Origin of the sequence: Streptomyces sp. JH34, assembly GCF_029428875.1 — a bacterium.
Taxonomy (GTDB): domain Bacteria; phylum Actinomycetota; class Actinomycetes; order Streptomycetales; family Streptomycetaceae; genus Streptomyces.
On record NZ_JAJSOO010000001.1, the window covers coordinates 2,281,260 to 2,299,480 of the forward strand.

18 protein-coding genes and 2 pseudogenes are annotated in these 18,221 nt (G+C 70.4%); 8 read left to right on the forward strand and 12 right to left on the reverse strand.

Going from position 1 to position 18,221, the window contains the following annotated elements; genetic code table 11:
* Nucleotides 1-330 carry an ATP/GTP-binding protein gene (locus LWJ43_RS09795; protein WP_277331904.1) on the reverse strand — a complete coding sequence of 110 codons (330 nt, stop codon included), beginning with the start codon at nucleotides 328-330 and terminating at the stop codon, nucleotides 1-3.
* Between the two features lie 211 nt (nucleotides 331-541).
* Here LWJ43_RS09795 and LWJ43_RS09800 point away from each other — a divergent pair, with 211 nt between their 5' ends.
* Nucleotides 542-1,573: an LLM class flavin-dependent oxidoreductase gene (locus LWJ43_RS09800; protein ID WP_277331905.1), complete on the forward strand. Its 1,032-nt coding sequence runs from the start codon at nucleotides 542-544 to the stop codon at nucleotides 1,571-1,573.
* A gap of 97 nt (nucleotides 1,574-1,670) precedes the next feature.
* Here LWJ43_RS09800 and LWJ43_RS09805 read toward each other — a convergent pair whose 3' ends face one another.
* Entirely contained in the window at nucleotides 1,671-2,063 is a 393-nt protein-coding gene (locus LWJ43_RS09805) for an SCO5389 family protein (RefSeq protein WP_030971516.1), read from the reverse strand.
* Nucleotides 2,064-2,320: 257 nt separating this feature from the next.
* Here LWJ43_RS09805 and nucS point away from each other — a divergent pair, with 257 nt between their 5' ends.
* The gene (gene nucS, locus LWJ43_RS09810; protein WP_277331906.1) at nucleotides 2,321-2,992 is read left to right on the forward strand and encodes an endonuclease NucS; all 672 of its coding nucleotides are present in this window, start codon (nucleotides 2,321-2,323) and stop codon (nucleotides 2,990-2,992) included.
* A gap of 119 nt (nucleotides 2,993-3,111) precedes the next feature.
* On the opposite strand, the gene LWJ43_RS09815 is transcribed toward nucS, so the two are convergent.
* The 4 genes from LWJ43_RS09815 to LWJ43_RS09830 form a co-directional block, all read right to left on the reverse strand.
* Nucleotides 3,112-5,589, reverse strand: a complete 2,478-nt coding sequence (locus LWJ43_RS09815; RefSeq protein ID WP_277331907.1) for an ATP-binding protein — start codon at nucleotides 5,587-5,589, stop codon at nucleotides 3,112-3,114.
* A 239-nt stretch (nucleotides 5,590-5,828) separates the two neighbouring features.
* Complete coding sequence (locus tag LWJ43_RS09820) at nucleotides 5,829-6,152, reverse strand: STAS domain-containing protein (RefSeq protein ID WP_014154038.1); 324 nt, start codon at nucleotides 6,150-6,152, stop codon at nucleotides 5,829-5,831.
* A gap of 247 nt (nucleotides 6,153-6,399) precedes the next feature.
* Nucleotides 6,400-7,248, reverse strand: coding sequence for a 3-hydroxyacyl-CoA dehydrogenase family protein (locus LWJ43_RS09825; protein WP_277331908.1), 849 nt, complete (start codon nucleotides 7,246-7,248; stop codon nucleotides 6,400-6,402).
* Nucleotides 7,249-7,373: 125 nt separating this feature from the next.
* Complete coding sequence (locus tag LWJ43_RS09830; protein WP_385455651.1) at nucleotides 7,374-7,574, reverse strand: hypothetical protein; 201 nt, start codon at nucleotides 7,572-7,574, stop codon at nucleotides 7,374-7,376.
* Here LWJ43_RS09830 and LWJ43_RS09835 point away from each other — a divergent pair.
* The 3 genes and pseudogenes from LWJ43_RS09835 to LWJ43_RS09845 all read left to right on the forward strand — a co-directional run.
* Nucleotides 7,515-7,701 (forward strand): annotated as a pseudogene (locus tag LWJ43_RS09835) (ATP-binding cassette domain-containing protein); the annotation flags it as partial. The gene LWJ43_RS09830 and the pseudogene LWJ43_RS09835 overlap by 60 nt on opposite strands.
* Nucleotides 7,701-7,834: pseudogene (locus tag LWJ43_RS09840) on the forward strand (ABC transporter permease); the annotation flags it as partial. The pseudogenes LWJ43_RS09835 and LWJ43_RS09840, both read left to right, overlap by 1 nt.
* Before the next feature lie 13 nt (nucleotides 7,835-7,847).
* Nucleotides 7,848-8,420: a cob(I)yrinic acid a,c-diamide adenosyltransferase gene (locus tag LWJ43_RS09845; protein ID WP_014154040.1), complete on the forward strand. Its 573-nt coding sequence runs from the start codon at nucleotides 7,848-7,850 to the stop codon at nucleotides 8,418-8,420.
* On the opposite strand, the gene LWJ43_RS09850 is transcribed toward LWJ43_RS09845, so the two are convergent.
* Complete coding sequence (locus LWJ43_RS09850) at nucleotides 8,421-8,978, reverse strand: hypothetical protein (protein WP_277331909.1); 558 nt, start codon at nucleotides 8,976-8,978, stop codon at nucleotides 8,421-8,423.
* Between the two features lie 151 nt (nucleotides 8,979-9,129).
* Between LWJ43_RS09850 and LWJ43_RS09855 the strand changes: the two genes are divergently transcribed.
* The 3 genes from LWJ43_RS09855 (at nucleotide 9,130) to LWJ43_RS09865 (ending at nucleotide 13,016) form a co-directional block, all read left to right on the forward strand.
* A complete protein-coding gene (locus LWJ43_RS09855) occupies nucleotides 9,130-10,326 on the forward strand; it encodes a sensor histidine kinase (RefSeq protein ID WP_277331910.1) in 1,197 nt (398 codons plus the stop codon).
* Nucleotides 10,323-10,985 (forward strand): response regulator, encoded by a 663-nt coding sequence (locus tag LWJ43_RS09860; protein WP_277331911.1) that lies wholly within the window; start codon nucleotides 10,323-10,325, stop codon nucleotides 10,983-10,985. The genes LWJ43_RS09855 and LWJ43_RS09860 overlap by 4 nt, the downstream gene beginning before the upstream one ends.
* A gap of 156 nt (nucleotides 10,986-11,141) precedes the next feature.
* Nucleotides 11,142-13,016: a glycoside hydrolase family 18 chitinase gene (locus tag LWJ43_RS09865; protein WP_277331912.1), complete on the forward strand. Its 1,875-nt coding sequence runs from the start codon at nucleotides 11,142-11,144 to the stop codon at nucleotides 13,014-13,016.
* Between the two features lie 143 nt (nucleotides 13,017-13,159).
* Here LWJ43_RS09865 and LWJ43_RS09870 read toward each other — a convergent pair whose 3' ends face one another.
* From LWJ43_RS09870 to atpA, 5 genes are all read right to left on the reverse strand, one after another.
* On the reverse strand, nucleotides 13,160-13,606 hold the full coding sequence (locus tag LWJ43_RS09870; protein ID WP_277331913.1) for a DUF2550 domain-containing protein: 447 nt from the start codon (nucleotides 13,604-13,606) through the stop codon (nucleotides 13,160-13,162).
* 143 nt (nucleotides 13,607-13,749) lie between these two features.
* The gene (locus LWJ43_RS09875; RefSeq protein WP_014154046.1) at nucleotides 13,750-14,124 is read right to left on the reverse strand and encodes a F0F1 ATP synthase subunit epsilon; all 375 of its coding nucleotides are present in this window, start codon (nucleotides 14,122-14,124) and stop codon (nucleotides 13,750-13,752) included.
* Between the two features lie 109 nt (nucleotides 14,125-14,233).
* The gene (gene atpD / locus LWJ43_RS09880) at nucleotides 14,234-15,676 is read right to left on the reverse strand and encodes a F0F1 ATP synthase subunit beta (protein WP_203182484.1); all 1,443 of its coding nucleotides are present in this window, start codon (nucleotides 15,674-15,676) and stop codon (nucleotides 14,234-14,236) included.
* Nucleotides 15,676-16,593, reverse strand: a complete 918-nt coding sequence (locus LWJ43_RS09885; protein ID WP_205022365.1) for a F0F1 ATP synthase subunit gamma — start codon at nucleotides 16,591-16,593, stop codon at nucleotides 15,676-15,678. Before LWJ43_RS09885 ends, atpD begins: the two co-directional genes overlap by 1 nt.
* Nucleotides 16,594-16,596: 3 nt before the next feature.
* Complete coding sequence (atpA, locus tag LWJ43_RS09890; protein ID WP_031091493.1) at nucleotides 16,597-18,168, reverse strand: F0F1 ATP synthase subunit alpha; 1,572 nt, start codon at nucleotides 18,166-18,168, stop codon at nucleotides 16,597-16,599.
* Between the last annotated feature and the right edge of the window lie 53 nt (nucleotides 18,169-18,221).

The window sequence follows — 18,221 nt, forward strand, 5'->3', positions numbered from 1 at the left end:
TCAGTACCGCGGAGCGTTCCTGGACCGCTGCACCCGTGTGGTGCGGCGGTCCTTCGCGTTCCAGCAGGCTTTGTGCCAGTGCCTGCGGTCGTCGATCCCGCCGTACTCCGGCCAGGCGACGAGGTGCGGGACCCCGGACGGGATCTCCTGGTCGCAGCCGGGGCAGCGGTAGCGCTTGCCCACCGTGCTCGCGCCGCTCACCGGGCGCACCGACCACTCCTCGCCCTGCCAGCTCTCGGTGGCACCGCCCCCGCCGTACCGGCCGCCTTCGCCCGCTGGGTTGCCGGTGGGACCATCGCCGCCTCGTGGGCGGTTGCGGCGCGGGGACACGGGACACCTCACGGGGCCGGAACGGACGGAACGTCCCGTCCAGCCTAGAGGCATCGGCCGCCGGCCTGAGGCGCCCGATGCCTGTGAGCAGCGGCGGGGCGGGTGGGTTACCGGAAAATCGCAACAACTTCGCCGTGGACCGTGCCTTTGGCACGTGTCAGACGTTGTTGCCGGTAGGGGGACCGCGTCGGCCGTAAGGAGGCGATAGGCGATGCGCGTAGGAACATTCGTACTGGCGGCCCAGTTCCCGGGCCAGGGACAGGGCGAGGCTCTGCACCGGGCCGTCAGGTCCGCGGAGGTCGCGGAGGAGTCGGGACTCGATTCCGTGTGGCTGGCGGAACACCACTTCGTGCCGTACGGAGTGTGCCCGTCCGCCACGACCCTCGCCGCACTGCTGCTCGGCCGCACCCGCAGGATCCGGGTGGGCACGGCGGTGAGCGTGCTGCCGAACCAGCACCCGGTCATGCTGGGTGAGCAGGCCGCGCTGCTGCACCTGACCAGCGGCGGGCGCTTCTCCCTCGGGGTCGGGCGCGGCGGTCCGTGGGTCGACCTGGAGGTGTTCGGCGGCGGGCTCGACGCGTACGAGAAGGGCTTCCCCGAGGCGCTGGAGCTGCTGTTGGAGTGGCTGGACAAACCCCGGGTGGCGGGCACCGGGGAGCGTTACGGCTTCCGCGAGGTCGCCGTGGTGCCCCGGGCCGACGAGCTCCTCGGGGACGGTCCGGCGGGCCCCGAGGTGGTCGTCGCCTGTACGTCGCCGAAAAGCGTGAAAATCGCCGCTGAAAAGGGTTTGCCCATGCTCCTCGGGATGCACTGCGGTGACGAGGAGAAGGCCGACATGGTCGCCCTGTGGCGATCGGCCGCCCGGGAGGCCGGTCAGCCGGCGGAGGTCGCGGAGCGGGTAGCACATGTGTCCGCAGGGGTGGCGCAGATCGCCGACCGCCCCGCCGATGCCGTGGAGACGCTCGTGAAGGCGATGCCGGGCTGGCTGCGGCAGGGGCTCGACGCCCATGTGACGGTCGACGGCCGCCACCGGGTGATGCGCGACCCCGTCGCCTACACGGAGTTCCTGTGCGGCCTGCATCCGGTGGGTCCGCCCCGTTTCGCGGCGGACCGGCTGGCGGCCACGGCGGAGCGCACGGGCATCACCCGCTTCGCCCTCATGGTGGAGGGCTCGGGCGATCTCGCGGCGACGGAGACGAATGTGCAGCGGCTGGGCACGGAAGTGCTGCCGTTGCTGGAATGACCCGTTCACGCTGATGGTCCTGGTGGTGCGGTGGTGCGGGAGCTGCCGCCCCGGAGCCAGTTGCACCTCCCGCGGCCCGAAGCGGCAGCAGAAGCGTTCAGCAGTCCCGTAGTTCGGGCGACTGGTTGAGCAACTGACCCCTGACCGAGGTGAATCGGGCAAGGCGCTCGTCGACCGAGGCGTCCAGCGGGAACACCGCGACGCGGTGGCAGTTCTGGAATGCGAGGCGCACTCCGAAGTGCCGCTGCAGCGCGCCGCGTATCGCATCACTCGCGAGCGCACGCAGCAGCTGACCACGTGCCTGCTCGTCCGGCGGGGGCGTCTGGTTGTCGGCGAATTCTCCGCCGTCGACCTTCAGCTGGGCCACCAGAGAGCTGATCATCTCCCATGCGTAGGGCAGGGAGGTCCGGACGCAGTCGACGAAGTCGGCTTCGTCGACCTCGCCTCGCTCGGCCTGTTCCAACAGCGCCGGTGAGACGTCGAGCGACATGGGTTCTCCTCTCGCGACCCCGACGGGTGGCCGGGGCCTTACGGGCAGGGCAGGATGGCGACGCTGCGTACACAGACGGCGACCTCCTGCTTCCACGGTAAGGGCGCAGTCCAGGCCGCACCAGGAGATTGGGAACACAACCGGCCAATAACGAACGGTCGCAAAGAGGGGCAAGCCCGAAACGCGCCCTTCGGGCGGCCGCCGGGACGGGTCCGGGAATCGCGTGGAGCACGGGTCGTCGAGTAGCGTTGCCGACCATGCGTCTCGTCATCGCCCGTTGCTCCGTCGACTACGCGGGCCGGCTCACTGCCCACCTGCCCTCCGCCCCCCGTCTGATCCTGGTGAAGGCGGACGGCAGCGTCTCGATCCACGCCGACGACCGGGCGTACAAACCTCTCAACTGGATGTCCCCGCCGTGCACCCTGAAGGAGGGCGCCGACGACAGCGAGGGCGTCTGGACCGTGGTGAACAAAGCGGGCGAGAAACTGATCATCACGATGGAGGAGATCCTCCATGACTCGTCCCATGAGCTGGGTGTCGACCCGGGGCTCATCAAGGACGGCGTGGAGGCGCATCTCCAGGAGCTGCTCGCCGACCGCATCGAGATCGTCGGCGAGGGCTACACCCTGATCCGCCGTGAGTACCCGACCGCGATCGGCCCGGTCGACATCCTCTGCCGGGACGCGGACGGCGCGACGGTGGCCGTGGAGCTGAAGCGGCGGGGCGACATCGACGGCGTGGAGCAGCTGACCCGCTACCTGGAGCTGCTCAACCGCGATCCCCATCTGGCGCCGGTGCGGGGCGTGTTCGCGGCGCAGGAGATCAAGCCGCAGGCCCGGGTGCTGGCGACGGACCGCGGGATCGGGTGCCTGGTCCTCGACTACGACGCGATGCGCGGCATCGAGGACGACAAGCTGCGGTTGTTCTGACGCTGTCACGACCTGAGGCTGGTGCCGCGGGACTCCCACAAGGCGCCACACAGACATGAGAACCCCTCGGCGGGCCCGGATCCGGGCCCGCCGAGGGGTTCTCGGCTGCGGGACAGCCCTCAGGCGGTCGGTGTGCTGCCGGACGTCTCCTGGCCGGGCCCGCCGACGGTCGACGACGCGGTCGCCGAATCGGCCGGACCGCTCGCCGAGTTGGAGGTCTCCGGCTCCGTCGTCGGGTCCGAGGGCGTGGGTTCCGAGGGGGTCGGCTCCGAAGGGGTCGGGTCCGTGGGCGTCGGCTCGGTGGTGGGCGGAGTCGTCGTCGGCTTCGGCGGCCGGCTCGTCGGCGACGGGTTCCCGGTGGTCGGCTCGCTGCTGGGGCCCTCGCTGGACGGGGAGCCCGACGTCGGGCTCGCGCCGGGCTCCGACGTGCCGGGGGACGGGGTCGCGCTGCCGGACGGAGTGGCCCGGCCCGAGGCCCCCGGGGAGGGGGAGCCGCCGCCGGCCGTGCCCTCCTCGGAGGCCGGGTCGTCGGTCGGCTCGTCCGCGGGCAGACCGTTCTCGCCGTCGTCCTCCTCCGCCGACTGTTCGGTCGTGACGTTCTGCCCTTCCGGGTCCTCGCTGCCCGAGGTGGCTCCCAGGGTCACCACCGTGCCGAGCACGGCCGCCAGCAGCGCGCCCGCGCCCACGGCGACGAGGTTGCGCCGGGCGCCGCGGAGGACTCCCATGCGCCCGGCGGGCGGACCGGCGGTCGGCGGGGCCTGGTAGGAGACCATGGTCGCCGAGGTGTCGGTCAGCCGGGGGAAGAGCGGCTTGGCCGCCGGGGCGCCGGCGAGCGACGGGGCCGTCTCGTCGTGACGCGGGACCAGCGGCACGTCGTCGCCCGCGAGGGTGGTGCGCACCGGTTCGCCCGAGCGGTCCGCGACGAGGGCGAGCGCCCGGCGCCCGGCCACCGCGCCGGCCTTGTCGGCGAGCGCCCCGCGCATGCCGACGGACGTCTCCAGTTCGGCGCGGGCCCGGTCCAAGTGGCCGGTGCAGAGCGCGAGGACACCCAGCTCGTGGTGGAAGTACGCCTCCTCCGCCACCTCGCCGGCGATCCGCGCGGCCTCCTGGCCGGCCCTGAGGGCCTTCTCCCACGCGCCCCACTGCATCCCCGCGGCGAACGCGGGAGCGGCGCTGCGGGCCAGCAGGACGGCCACGCTGGCCTGTCCGGGTGCGTCGCCCGGGACCAGGCGGGTCATCGAGGCGAGGAGGGCGTCCGACTCCGCGATCGCGCGCTCCGGGGTGACGGAGGGGTGTCCGGCCCACCAGGTGTAGTGCTGGGCGGCGCTGCGGGCGTGCGCTTCCGCGCTCTCGTCGTAGCCGCTCGCCTCCAGCTGGGTCAGGACCCCGGCGGCCAGCCGGTAGCGGGGACCCGCCGGGGAGAGCAGGCCGCTGAGGGCGAGTTCACCCAGGGCGGCGTCGGCGTGGGTGTCGCCCACGAGCGCGGGCAGGTGAGCCTGGTGCGGCACCTCGCCGCCGAGGGCGACGGCGAAGCGCAGGGTCTCGCGGGCGGCCTCGCTCAGCCGGGAGGCGAGCAGGGCGGCGGGCGCCGCGCCCTCACCGAGGCTGGGCAGCGGGAGGCCGGCCGACTCGGCCCTGCCGAAGGGCGCGTCGCCCGGTTCGTCGTCGCCGTCGAACGCGTCCTGGCCGACCCGCAGATCGTCGCGCTGGCGCAGCAGGGCGCCCGCCTGGACGAAGCGCAGCGGCAGTCCCTCGGACTCGAACCAGAGGTCCCCCGCCCAGTTCGCCTCCTCGTCGGTGAGGGCGCGTTCGACGACGTGCTCCATGAGCTCGATCGAGGCGCTGCGGCCGAGACCGGAGAGGAAGACCTCCTCGAGGTTCGCGTCGGCCGCGGGCGACGGCACGTCGGGGGTCGTGGCGAACAGGAACGCGCACTCCGGGGTGGCGTCCAGCAGTTCCTGGAGCGCGGCACCGCCCAGCTCCAGGTCGTCGACGACCACGACGGCACCCACGCCGTGGACGAGCGCGAGGAGGCCCTCGCGGTCGGGACGGTGGAGCGGAGCGCTGTAGACAGCCTCGAACAGCCCGTACAGCAGCTCCGAGGCGGTCCGCTTGTATCCGGAGAGGCGTACGACCCCGTCGGGGGCCAGGTCCGCGCAGTCGGCGGCCACGGCGTCCAGCAGCGCCGTGCGGCCGGACCCGGCGGGCCCGGTGAGGCACACCGAGCGGCCGCGGGCCAGCAGCCGCTGCAACCGCTCGCGCTCGTCCTGGCGTTCCAGGAGGGGCGTCTGGGGCGCGGGCGGCCCCGCCGGGACGGGCGGCGCGGCGGCGCGCTCGCGGTCCACACGCCGTGCGGCGGTGTGCCGTACGGGCGCGTCGGGCTGCTCGCCCGGCCTGCAGGGCTCGATCTCGCTGCCGTCGACCGGGTTGACGGTGAGCAGGAAGTCGCCCGATATCAGCCGCACCGTGCGCGACTGCTGCGGCGTCTGGTGCCCGAAGTCAGGCATGAGCGGGTCGCGGGACTGCCGTCGCCGCGCACCGTCGTCACCGGAATGGTCGTTGCCGTACTCTTCCGGTCCCCGGTTGGTCGGGTCCATCGCCAAAGTCCCCCAGACGCGCAGCGCGCTGTTGCCCTTCCGGCCTCACACGCCCCGCTGTCGCTTCCGGTCCGGTGTCCGCCAGTGGGTCCTCGTCTATCAGCAGACGGCCGAACCCTAAACCTTCGCACAGTATCTACGAACGGGCGGGGGGCCGCGCCGCCCCTGACATCACGTTCTCGTGAGGATTGTGCGTGTATCGCACTTCCGGGGACACGAGCGGGGGCCGTACGGGCGGACTACACGCGTGGCAGGGAGTCCGCGGCGAGACCGCCCTCGATGGCCAGGATCCGGTGCAGTCTCGTCGCCACGAGCAGGCGCTGCATCTGCGGCGGGACGCCGCGCAGCACCAGCCGCCGGCCGGCCCGGCCGGCCCTGCGGTGCGCGCCCATGATGACGCCGAGTCCGGTGGCGTCCCAGGAGTCGAGCTCGGTCAGGTTCAGCACGAGATCGCCGGCCCCGTCGTCGACGGCCGAGTGCAGGACCGTACGGGCGTCCGCCGCGCTTCGGACGTCGAGGCGGCCCCCGACGACCAGCTCGGCGTGGTCGCCCCTGATGTGCATATGCGCTCCCCGGAAGTACTCCGCAGCATGGTCTGTCTGCCTGTGTTTTCGCTTTCTGCCTCTGCCACAACTGACTGCCGCAGCGACAGGTAAGTTGCCGTCTGTAAGCGAACCGATACCGAATTCACCCCGAGGGGTGAAGCGGGCCCGGCGGTACCCCGTCGGATCCATGCGCCGGGTGGCGCCGGATCCCGGACCCCCGGGGCTGATTGACGGCGCATCGGACAGCCCGGGGTCCCGGTCGTGATCAGTAGGTGTAGAAGCCCTGCCCGCTCTTGCGCCCGATGTCACCTGCATCGACCATCCGGCGCATCAGCTCCGGAGCGGCGAACTTCTCGTCCTGGGATTCGGTGTAGATGTTGCCGGTGGCGTGCAGGAGGATGTCGACGCCGGTCATGTCCGCCGTGGCGAGCGGCCCCATGGCGTGGCCGAAGCCCAGCTTGCAGGCGGTGTCGATGTCCTCGGCCGAGGCGACGCCCGACTCGTAGAGCTTGGCCGCCTCGACGACCAGCGCCGAGATCAGCCGGGTGGTGACGAAGCCCGCGACGTCACGGTTGACGACGATGCAGGTCTTACCCACGGACTCGGCGAACTCCCTTGCTGTGGCGAGGGTTTCGTCGCTGGTCTTGTACCCGCGCACCAGCTCGCAGAGCCGCATCATCGGGACCGGCGAGAAGAAGTGCACACCGACGACCCGCTCCGGGTGCTCCGTCACGGCCGCGATCTTGGTGATCGGGATGGCGGAGGTGTTGGAGGCGAGCACGGCGTCCTCCCGTACGACCTTGTCGAGGGTACGGAAGATCTCGTGCTTGACCTCGAGCTTCTCGAAGACGGCCTCGACGACGACGTCCGCGTCGGCCACGGCGTCGAGGTCGGTGGTCGTGGTGATCCGGGCGAGAGCGGCCTCCGCGTCGGCCGCCTCCAGCTTGCCCTTGGCGACGAACTTGCCGTAACTGGCCTCGATGCCGCCACGCCCGCGGGCCAGGGCCTCGTCCGTGACATCACGCAACACGACGTCCCAGCCCGCCTGGGCGGAGACCTGCGCGATACCGGACCCCATGAGTCCGGCGCCGATGACGGCGAGCTTCCTGGCCACGTTCCGCACCCCAATCTTCTCAGTTCTGCACATGCTCTCCGGCGGAGGTTAGTACCCGTGAGGGTCCGTGAGGCCGTGAAGAGATGCGCGTCACGTCTCACATGACGGACATCACACCGTCCCCGTCACGCGGTCGCGCGCCGCGCGTAGTTGAGGACCTTCTCGCCGAGGAGGTCCTCCATGTCGCCGAGCAGGACGAGCGCGTCGCGCGAGACCTCGACCGGGGCGCGGCCCGCGGCCATCTCCCGGCCGATGTACGCCGCCGGACGTCCGCGCTGTCCGGCGGCCGGAGGCGCCGCCTCGACATCGCGACGGGTCTCACCCACCGCCCGCCCCCTGCTCTTCCTCGACGAGCCGGCCACCGGGCTCGACCCGGGCAGCCGGGAGGACCTGTGGGACCTGGTCCGGGGGCTGCGGGACGAGTTCGGCACGACGGTCGTGCTCACCACCCACCAGACGCGGTGCGGGACGCGTCCGTCGGCTCGTACGCCACGGCGCACATGCTGTACGGGTCCTGGTGGCGCTCGCGTTCGCCCTTCTGGCCGTGACGGTGGGCACACGCGTCTTCCGCAGGGCCGGAGCGTAACTACGCTGGCCCCATGGTCAATCTGACGCGCATCTACACCCGTACCGGCGACAAGGGCACCACCGCCCTCGGTGACATGAGCCGGACCGCCAAGACCGATCTGCGGATCTCCGCCTACGCCGACGCCAACGAGGCCAACGCCGTGATCGGTACGGCCGTCGCGCTCGGGAACCTCCCCGAGGACGTCGTGAAGGTCCTCGTCCGTGTGCAGAACGACCTCTTCGACGTGGGTGCGGACCTGTGCACGCCGGTGGTGGAGAACCCGGAGTACCCGCCGCTGCGGGTGGAGCAGTCGTACGTCGACAAGCTGGAGGCGGACTGCGACACCTTCCTGGAGGAGCTGGAGAAGCTCCGCAGCTTCATCCTTCCGGGCGGCACTCCGGGGGCGGCGCTGCTGCACCAGGCCTGCACGGTCGTCCGGCGGGCCGAGCGATCCACCTGGGCGGCGCTGGAGGTGCACGGGGACGTGATGAACGCGCTGACGGCGACCTACCTGAACCGTCTCTCCGACCTCCTGTTCATCCTCGCCCGGACGGCGAACAAGGAGGTCGGGGACGTGCTGTGGGTGCCGGGCGGCGAGCGCTGATCAGCGGCCCGCCCCGACCCGGTCCCCCGGCTCCCGCTTGGGGAAGAGCGTGTAACCACCGGCGACGATCAGGTTGATCCCGATCACCCAGAGCATCTTCTGCTGCCACATCCGCAGCGAGCCGGTGTCGCCGTCCCCTCCGACGTACCAGGCCGCCGCCTGGAGCAGGACGACGGCGGTCACCGCGGCCACGGTCCAGCGGGCCGCGGTGCGCCACTCGTGGGCGGCCCGGGCCATGCCGTACTTCGGGGGCTTCACCGGCGGCGGGCCGCCCGCGAAGCGGTGGGCGACCCTGGCGTCGACCCACTTGACCGTGGAATGCCCGAGCCCCACGGTGAAGCCGATGTAGACGGCGGCCAGGCCGTGCCTCAGCCCCGGCTCGGCGCCGTTCCTCAGGTCGATGGCCGTCACCACGAGCAGGACGACCTCCAGCAGGGGCTCGCACAGCAGGACCGCCGCGCCCAGCCGGGGTTGCCTCGCGACGTACCGCAGCGCCAGTCCGGCGGCCAGCAGCACCCAGAAGCCGACCTCGCAGAGCACGATCAGCGTGACGATCACGGTCCTTCTCCTTCCGGTCCTCACCAGGCTCCCGTCCGTGCGCCGCGGAATCCTCGTCGGCAGTGACGACTCGTGACTGCATCCTTCGATGTAGCCGGGGCTCGGCCCGGGTGCTGACGTGCCGGGTCACTCCGACGTGTTGGATGGGAGGGTGTTCTCCCCTGCGCGCCCGCATCGCGCCGACGTCCTGCTCGCGGTCAGCGGACTGTCCGGCGGTGCGGTCCTGTGGATGATCGGCATCCACGTCCAGAACGGCCGGCTCTTCGACGCCCCCTGGGTGTCCCTGCTGCCGCTCGTGCTGATGTCGGCCCTCGAACTGCTGCGGCGCACCGCCCCGCGAACCGCTCTGTCCGTCGGCACGCTCGCCCTGGTGGCGGATCAGTTCACCGTGGGCAGCCTGGCCACACTGCTGATGTTCACCGACCTCGTGTACGCGGCCGTGCTGTACGGTCCGCCCGCCGCGTCGCGCCGCATCCCGGTCGTCACGCTGCTGGTCACGGTCGCCACGACGGTCGGCTTCATCGCCTGGAAGCCGTCCGCGGACGCCGTGCTCATCGGGATCGTCGTCGGCATGGTCTCCTTCGGCCCCGCCCTCACGGGTGTCAGTGTCCGCAACCACCGTGACGCCGCCGAGGCCGCCCGGCTGCGCGCCGACCAGACCGCGCTGCTGGCGGAGATGGACCGGGTCCAGGCGGTGACCGCCGAACGGTCACGGATGGCGCGCGAGCTGCACGACATGGTCGCCAACCATCTCTCCGCGATCGCCATCCACTCCACCGCGGCGCTCTCCATCGACGATCAGGGCACTTCACGGGACGCCCTCGGGGTGATCCGGCAGAACAGTGTCGACGGACTGACGGAGATGCGGCGGCTCATCGGGCTCCTGCGGGACAGCGGAGCGTCCGGTCCGCCGAGTACCGCGCCCACCCTGGCCTCACTGGACGCCCTGGTGGAACAGGCCGGTGCGAACTCCGCGTCCAGCGGGCTCACCGTGACTCTGGACGACGGCCGCGAGGCGTCCGGGCCACTGCCGGCGCCGGTCGAGCTGGCGGCGTACCGCATCGTCCAGGAGTCGCTGACGAACGCGCTGAAGCACGCGGCGCCCGGCCCGGTGACGGTTCGGCTGGAGCGGTCGCACACGGCACTGACGGTGGAGGTGAGCAGCGTGTTCGGCGACCGGCCGGGACCGCGCGCGCCCGGTTCGGGAGCCGGCCTGGTGGGGATGCGGGAACGGGTGACCCTGCTGGGCGGGACGATCGGGGCGGGGCCCGGGCCCAGGGGTGACGGCGTGAGGATCTGGGTGGTGCGGGCCGAACTGCCCGTCGATGAGAGGGCAGGGCGGGGATGACGATCCGGGTGCTGGTCGCGGAGGACCAGTCGGCCGTACGCGCGGGGCTGGTGCTGATCCTGAGGAGCGCCCCGGACATCGAGGTGGTGGGAGAGGCCGCGGACGGCGAGGCCGCCGTGCGCCTGGCCCGTGAACTGCGCCCGGACCTGGTCCTGATGGACGTGCAGATGCCGCGGCTGGACGGGGTGTCGGCGACACGGCAGGTCGTGGCGGAGCGACTGGCGGACGTGCTGGTGCTGACGACCTTCGATCTGGACGAGTACGTCTTCGGCGCGCTGCGCGCGGGCGCGTCCGGCTTCCTGCTGAAGAACACGGAGGCCGGCGACCTCCTCGACGCCGTCCGTACGGTGGCTCGCGGCGAGGGCCTGATCGCCCCGGCCGTGACGCGGCGCCTGATCGCGGAGTTCGCCTCGGCGTCCTCCGGGCACAGGCCGTCCGCGCCCCCTCCCGAGGCGCTGGAATCGCTGACGCGCAGGGAGCGTGAGGTGCTGGGCTGTCTCGGCCAGGGGCTGTCCAACATGGAGATCGCCGAGCGGCTCTCGATGGCCGAGGCGACGGTGAAGACGCATGTCAGCAGGCTGCTCGGAAAGCTGGAGCTGCGCAGCAGGGTGCAAGCCGCGGTACTCGCGCAGGAGTTGGGCCTTCGGCCCGGGGAGTGAATCTTTGGTCTGGACCTCTTGACGATTGGTCCAGACCTTCCTAATCTCACCGGACACGCTGCGGTGAGTAAGCCATGACAAGGCGAGCTCAGGGCGACGCAGGGTTCGCAGGTTACGGATCTTCCCCGTTTGCCGGACCTCACCCGAGGAGCACCGTTGAGCACTGACAACCCCGTACGCCTCACCCGACTCAGATGGAGACGCGGAGCAGGCACAGCCACCAGGTCCAAGGCGGTCGCGGGCCTCACCGCGCTGCTGCTCCCCCTCGCCGCGATGGTCGGCCTGGCCTCACCCGCCGAGGCCGCCACCTCCGCGACGGCCACCTACGTGAAGAAGACCGACTGGGGCACCGGCTTCGAGGGCCAGTGGACGGTCAAGAACACCGGCACCACCGCGCTCTCCTCCTGGACGATCGAGTGGGACTTCCCCTCCGGCACCGCGGTCGGCTCCGCCTGGGACGCCTCCGTCACCAGCTCCGGCACCCACTGGACCGCCAAGAACCTCGGCTGGAACGGCACGGTCGCCCCGGGCGCCAGCATCAGCTTCGGCTTCAACGGCACCGGCTCCGGCTCCCCCACCGGCTGCAAGCTGAACGGCGCCTCCTGTGACGGCGGCAGCGTGCCCGGTGACAACCCCCCGTCCAAGCCCGGCACCCCGACCGCGAGCAACGTGACGGACACCTCGGCGAAGATCAGCTGGAGTGCCGCCACGGACGACAAGGGAGTCAAGAACTACGACGTCCTGCGCGACGGCGCCAAGGTCGCGACGGTCACCACGACGACGTACACCGACAGCGGGCTCACCAAGGGCACCGACTACTCGTACACGGTGCAGGCCCGTGACACCGCCGACCAGACAGGTCCGGTCAGCGCCTCGGTCGCCGTCCGCACCACCGGCACCACCGACCCGGGCCCCGGCGGCAAGGTCAACCTCGGCTACTTCACCGAGTGGGGCGTCTACGGGCGCAACTACCACGTCAAGAACCTGGTGACCTCCGGCTCCGCGGCGAAGATCACGCACATCAACTACGCGTTCGGCAACGTCCAGGGCGGCAAGTGCACCATCGGTGACGCCTACGCCGACTACGACAAGGCCTACACCGCCGACCAGTCCGTCGACGGCGTCGCCGACACGTGGGACCAGCCGCTGCGCGGCAACTTCAACCAGCTGCGCAAGCTCAAGGCGAAGTACCCGAACATCAAGGTCATCTGGTCGTTCGGCGGCTGGACCTGGTCCGGCGGCTTCGGCGCCGCGGCGCAGAACCCCGCCGCGTTCGCCCAGTCCTGCTACGACCTGGTCGAGGACCCCCGCTGGGCCGATGTCTTCGACGGCATCGACATCGACTGGGAGTACCCCAACGCCTGCGGTCTCACCTGTGACACCAGCGGTCCCGCCGCGCTGAAGAACCTCTCCTCCGCGCTGCGCACCAAGTTCGGGACGAACAACCTGGTCACGGCGGCGATCACCGCGGACGGCACCGACGGCGGCAAGATCGACGCGGCCGACTACGCGGGCGCCTCGGCGTACTTCGACTGGTACAACGTGATGACGTACGACTTCTTCGGCGCCTGGGACGCCAAGGGTCCGACGGCCCCGCACTCCCCGCTGACCTCCTACAGCGGCGTACCGAAGGAGGGCTTCAACTCCGCCGCGGCCATCGCCAAGCTGAAGGCCAAGGGCGTCCCGGCGAAGAAGCTGCTGCTCGGCATCGGCTTCTACGGCCGCGGCTGGACCGGCGTCACCCAGGCGGCACCCGGTGGCACGGCGACCGGGGCGGCCCAGGGGACGTACGAGGCGGGCATCGAGGACTACAAGGTCCTGAAGAGCAGCTGCCCGGCCACCGGCACGATCGCCGGCACCGCCTACGCCCACTGCGGCACCAACTGGTGGAGCTACGACACCCCGGCGACGATCGCGTCCAAGATGGCCTGGGCCAACGGCCAGGGACTGGGCGGGGCCTTCTTCTGGGAGTTCAGCGGTGACACCGCGAACGGTGAGCTCGTGAGTGCGATGGACAGCGGCCTCAACTAGCACCCCCGAGGCAGTCGCACCCCGGAAAAGCGCCGGGGAGACAGGTCCGCCCCCTGTCTCCCCGGTTCTCGCCTGTTCTGCGGGCCTGTCTCAGGCCACGTTCACCCTCCCCCAGACTCCGTCCGGGGGAGAGACACCTTCAATCAGGCCACATTGACTCGCTGGCCGGGCGGTGCCGCCTCCAGCCAGGCGAGGAAACCCGTCAGGGCGTCCTCGCTCATCGCCAGCTCCAGGCGCGTCCCCCGGTGGAGACAGCCGAGCACGACGGAGTCGGACAGGAGCGCCAGCTCCTCCTCGCCCTCGGGCAGCCGGCGGGCGACGACCTCGATGGCGGAGCGCTCCAGGCCGCGGCGGGGACGGGGCGAGTAGGAGAAGACCCGGAACCAGTCGACGCGGTCGCCGCTGTAGCGGGCGACCCCGTACACCCAGCCCTTGCCCGACGGGTCAGGCTCCTCCGAGACGTCCCAGCGCAGACTGCAGTCGAAGGTGCCGCCGGACCGCTGGATCAGCCGCCTGCGGAGACCGAAGACGAACAGCCCCACCGCGACCAGTACGACGACCAGACCGCCCAGCCACAATGCGAGGACCATCTCCACCGACCTCCTCGCATCGTCGAGTAAACGGATACCGAACCGAGCCGAACCGGACTGCACCTGCATCGCCTCAGCCGCGACACGGTCTGGATCTCTCCAGTTCGGGCCGCGGCTGAGTCAGAAACTCCTCGTGGGGACGCTCAGTGCGCCGCCACCGCACGCAGTCGCACGTCCGCGCGGCGCTCGGCGCCGGCGTCCGTGTCCGACTTCGCACGCTCCAGCGCACGCTCGGCGCGCTGGACGTCGATCTCGTCGGCAAGCTCCGCGATCTCAGCGAGCAACGAGAGCTTGTTGTCCGCGAACGAGATGAAACCGCCGTGCACAGCGGCGACAACCGTCCCGCCGTCGCTCGTACGGATCGTCACGGGGCCCGATTCCAGCACACCCAGGAGCGGCTGGTGACCGGGCATGACGCCGATGTCGCCGGACGTGGTACGTGCGACAACGAGGGTGGCCTCGCCGGACCAGACACTGCGGTCCGCGGCGACCAGCTCGACATGCAGCTCAGCAGCCAAGGGTGGCTCCTCGGGTCACCACCCGGCGGTCGTGCCGGGTGTCGTTTCAATTCTACGGGGCGTGGTGAGGGGGGCGGGACACACCCACCCCCCTCGGTGAGCCGGAGGCTCAGGAGACGCCGAGCTCCTTGGCGTTGGCCTTGAGGTCCTCGATGCCACCGCACATGAAGAACGCCTGCTCGGGGAAGTGGTCGTACTCCCCGTCGCAGATCGCGTTGAACGCGGCGATCGACTCGTCGAGCGGAACGTCCGAACCGTCCAGGCCGGTGAACTGCTTGGCGGCGTGGGTGTTCTGCGACAGGAAGCGCTCGACGCGACGGGCACGGTGGACAACGAGCTTGTCCTCCTCGCCCAGCTCGTCGATACCGAGGATCGCGATGATGTCCTGGAGGTCCTTGTACTTCTGCAGGATCCCCTTGACGCGGCTGGCCGTGTCGTAGTGGTCCTGCGCGATGTAGCGCGGGTCCAGGATGCGGGACGTGGAGTCCAGCGGGTCCACGGCCGGGTAGATGCCCTTCTCGGAGATCGGACGGGAGAGAACCGTCGTCGCGTCGAGGTGGGCGAACGTGGTGGCCGGGGCCGGGTCGGTCAGGTCGTCCGCGGGGACGTAGATCGCCTGCATCGAGGTGATCGAGTGACCACGCGTCGAGGTGATGCGCTCCTGGAGCACACCCATCTCGTCGGCCAGGGTCGGCTGGTAACCCACCGCGGACGGCATGCGGCCGAGCAGCGTGGAGACCTCGGAACCGGCCTGCGTGAAGCGGAAGATGTTGTCGATGAAGAGCAGCACGTCCTGCTTCTGCACATCGCGGAAGTACTCCGCCATGGTCAGGGCGGACAGCGCGACCCGCAGACGGGTGCCCGGCGGCTCGTCCATCTGGCCGAAGACCAGCGCGGTCTTCTCCAGGACGCCCGAGTCGGTCATCTCGTCGATGAGGTCGTTGCCCTCACGGGTGCGCTCGCCGACACCGGCGAACACCGACACACCGTCGTGCAGCTTCGCCACACGCATGATCATTTCCTGGATGAGGACCGTCTTGCCGACGCCCGCACCACCGAACAGACCGATCTTGCCGCCCTTGACGTACGGGGTCAGCAGGTCGACGACCTTCAGGCCGGTCTCGAACATCTCGGTCTTGGACTCGAGCTGGTCGAAGGCCGGGGCCTTGCGGTGGATCGGCCAGCGCTCGGTGATCTGCGCCTCGGCCTCCGGCTCGTTCAGGATCTGACCGAGGGTGTTGAACACCTTGCCCTTGGTGATGTCGCCGACCGGCACGGTGATGCCCGTACCCGTGTCGGTCACCGGGGCCTGGCGGACCACGCCGTCGGTGGGCTGCATCGAGATCGCGCGGACCATGCCGTCACCCAGGTGCTGGGCGACCTCGAGGGTCAGCGTCTTACGAGCGCCGGCCTCGGCCGGGTCGTCGACCTCGATGTGCAGGGCGTTGTAGATCTCCGGCATCGCGTCGACGGGGAACTCCACGTCGACGACCGGGCCGATGACCCGGGCGACGCGGCCCGTGGCAGCGGCCGTCTCAACTGTCGTCGTCATTACTTGTCACTCCCCGCGGACGCGTCGGCCAGCGCACCTGCACCGCCGACGATCTCGCTGATTTCCTGGGTGATTTCGGCCTGGCGGGCCGCGTTGGCAAGCCGGGAGAGGCTCTTGATCAGATCCCCGGCGTTGTCGGTCGCCGACTTCATCGCACGACGGCGGGCGGCGTGCTCGGAAGCGGCGGCCTGCAGCAGTGCGTTGTAGATACGGCTCTCGACGTAGCGCGGCAGAAGGGCGTCGAGGACGTCCTCCGCCGACGGCTCGAAGTCGAACAGCGGAAGGATCTCGCCCTTCTCGGTGCTCTCCTCCGTGACCTCGTCGAGCGACAGCGGCAGCATCCGGCCGTCGACCGCGTTCTGCGTCATCATCGACACGAACTCCGTGAAGACGATGTGCAGCTCGTCGACGCCGCCCTCGGCCGTGTCCTTCTGGATGGACGCGATGAGGGGCTCGGCGATCTTCTTGGCGTCCGAGTACTCGGGGCTGTCGGTGAAGCCGGTCCACGACTCCGCGACCTTGCGCTCGCGGAAGCCGTAGTACGCGACACCCTTGCGGCCGACGATGTACGTGTCGACCTCCTTGCCCTCGGCTGCCAGCCGCTCCCTCAGCCGCTCCGCCGCCTTGATGGCGTTGGAGGAGTAGCCGCCGGCCAGACCGCGGTCGCTCGTGAGGAGCAGGACCGCGGCCCGGGCCGGGGACTCGGCCTCGGTGGTGAGCGGATGGTTGGTGTTCGAGCCGGTCGCCACCGCGGTCACCGCACGGGTGAGCTCGGTCGCGTACGGCATCGACGCCGACACCTTGCGCTGCGCCTTGACGATGCGCGAGGCGGCGATCATCTCCATCGCCTTGGTGATCTTCTTGGTCGCGGTGACGGCTTGGATGCGGCGCTTGTAAACGCGAAGCTGAGCGCCCATCGATCAGCCCTCGCCCAGGAGCTTGCCGTCCGAGGTCTCGAACTGCTGCTTGAAGGCGGCGATCGCGTCGGCGATCGACTGCAGCGTGTCGTCGGACATCTTCGCACCTTCGGCGATGCTGGTCAGGAGGTCCTTGCGCTCACGGCGCAGGTACTCCAGCAGCTCGGTCTCGAAGCGGCGGATGTCCTCGACCGGGACGTCGTCCATCTTGCCGGTGGTGCCGGCCCAGACGGAGACGACCTGCTCCTCGACGGGGAACGGGGCGTACTGCGGCTGCTTCAGCAGCTCGACCATGCGCTTACCGCGCTCCAGCGAAGCCTTGGAGGCCGCGTCCAGGTCGGAACCGAAGGCGGCGAACGCCTCCAGCTCGCGGTACTGGGCGAGGTCCACACGGAGGCGGCCGGACACCTGGCGCATGGCCTTGTGCTGGGCGGAACCACCGACTCGGGAGACCGAGATACCGACGTTGAGCGCCGGACGCTGACCCGCGTTGAACAGGTCGGACTCCAGGAAGCACTGGCCGTCGGTGATGGAGATGACGTTGGTCGGGATGAACGCCGACACGTCGTTCGCCTTGGTCTCGACGATCGGGAGACCCGTCATCGAACCCGCGCCCATGTCGTCGGAGAGCTTGGCGCAGCGCTCCAGCAGACGCGAGTGCAGGTAGAAGACGTCGCCCGGGTAGGCCTCGCGGCCCGGCGGACGGCGCAGCAGAAGCGACACGGCGCGGTAGGCGTCGGCCTGCTTCGAGAGGTCGTCGAAGATGATGAGGACGTGCTTGCCGTCGTACATCCAGTGCTGGCCGATGGCCGAACCGGTGTACGGCGCCAGGTACTTGAAGCCGGCCGGGTCGGACGCCGGGGCGGCGACGATGGTGGTGTACTCGAGCGCGCCGGCCTCTTCGAGGGCACCGCGCACGGAGGCGATGGTGGAGCCCTTCTGACCGATGGCGACGTAGATGCAGCGCACCTGCTTGTTCACGTCGCCCGAGCGCCAGTTGTCGCGCTGGTTGATGATCGTGTCGACGGCCAGAGCGGTCTTACCCGTCTGACGGTCGCCGATGATCAGCTGACGCTGGCCGCGGCCGATCGGCACCATGGCGTCGACGGCCTTGTAGCCGGTCTGCATCGGCTCGTGCACCGACTTGCGGACCATGACGCCAGGGGCCTGCAGCTCGAGGGCGCGACGGCCTTCGGTCGCGATCTCGCCGAGACCGTCGATCGGGTTGCCGAGCGGGTCGACGACGCGGCCGAGGTAGCCCTCGCCGACGCCGACGGAGAGCACCTCACCGGTGCGCTGCACCGGCTGGCCCTCCTCGATTCCGCTGAACTCGCCGAGGACGATCGCACCGATCTCGCGCTCCTCGAGGTTGAGGGCGAGACCGAGGGTTCCGTCCTCGAACTTCAGCAGCTCGTTCGCCATGGCGGAGGGCAGACCCTCCACCTTCGCGATGCCGTCGCCGGCAACGCTGACCGTTCCGACCTCCTCGCGCGAGGCCGCGTCCGGCTGGTACGACTGGACGAAGTTATCCAGTGCGTCCCGGATCTCCTCCGGCCGGATCGTGAGCTCCGCCATCTGGGTTCCCTGCTCTCCTTGTTGGGCCCGAAGTTTCTTAAGGGGGTCTGGGG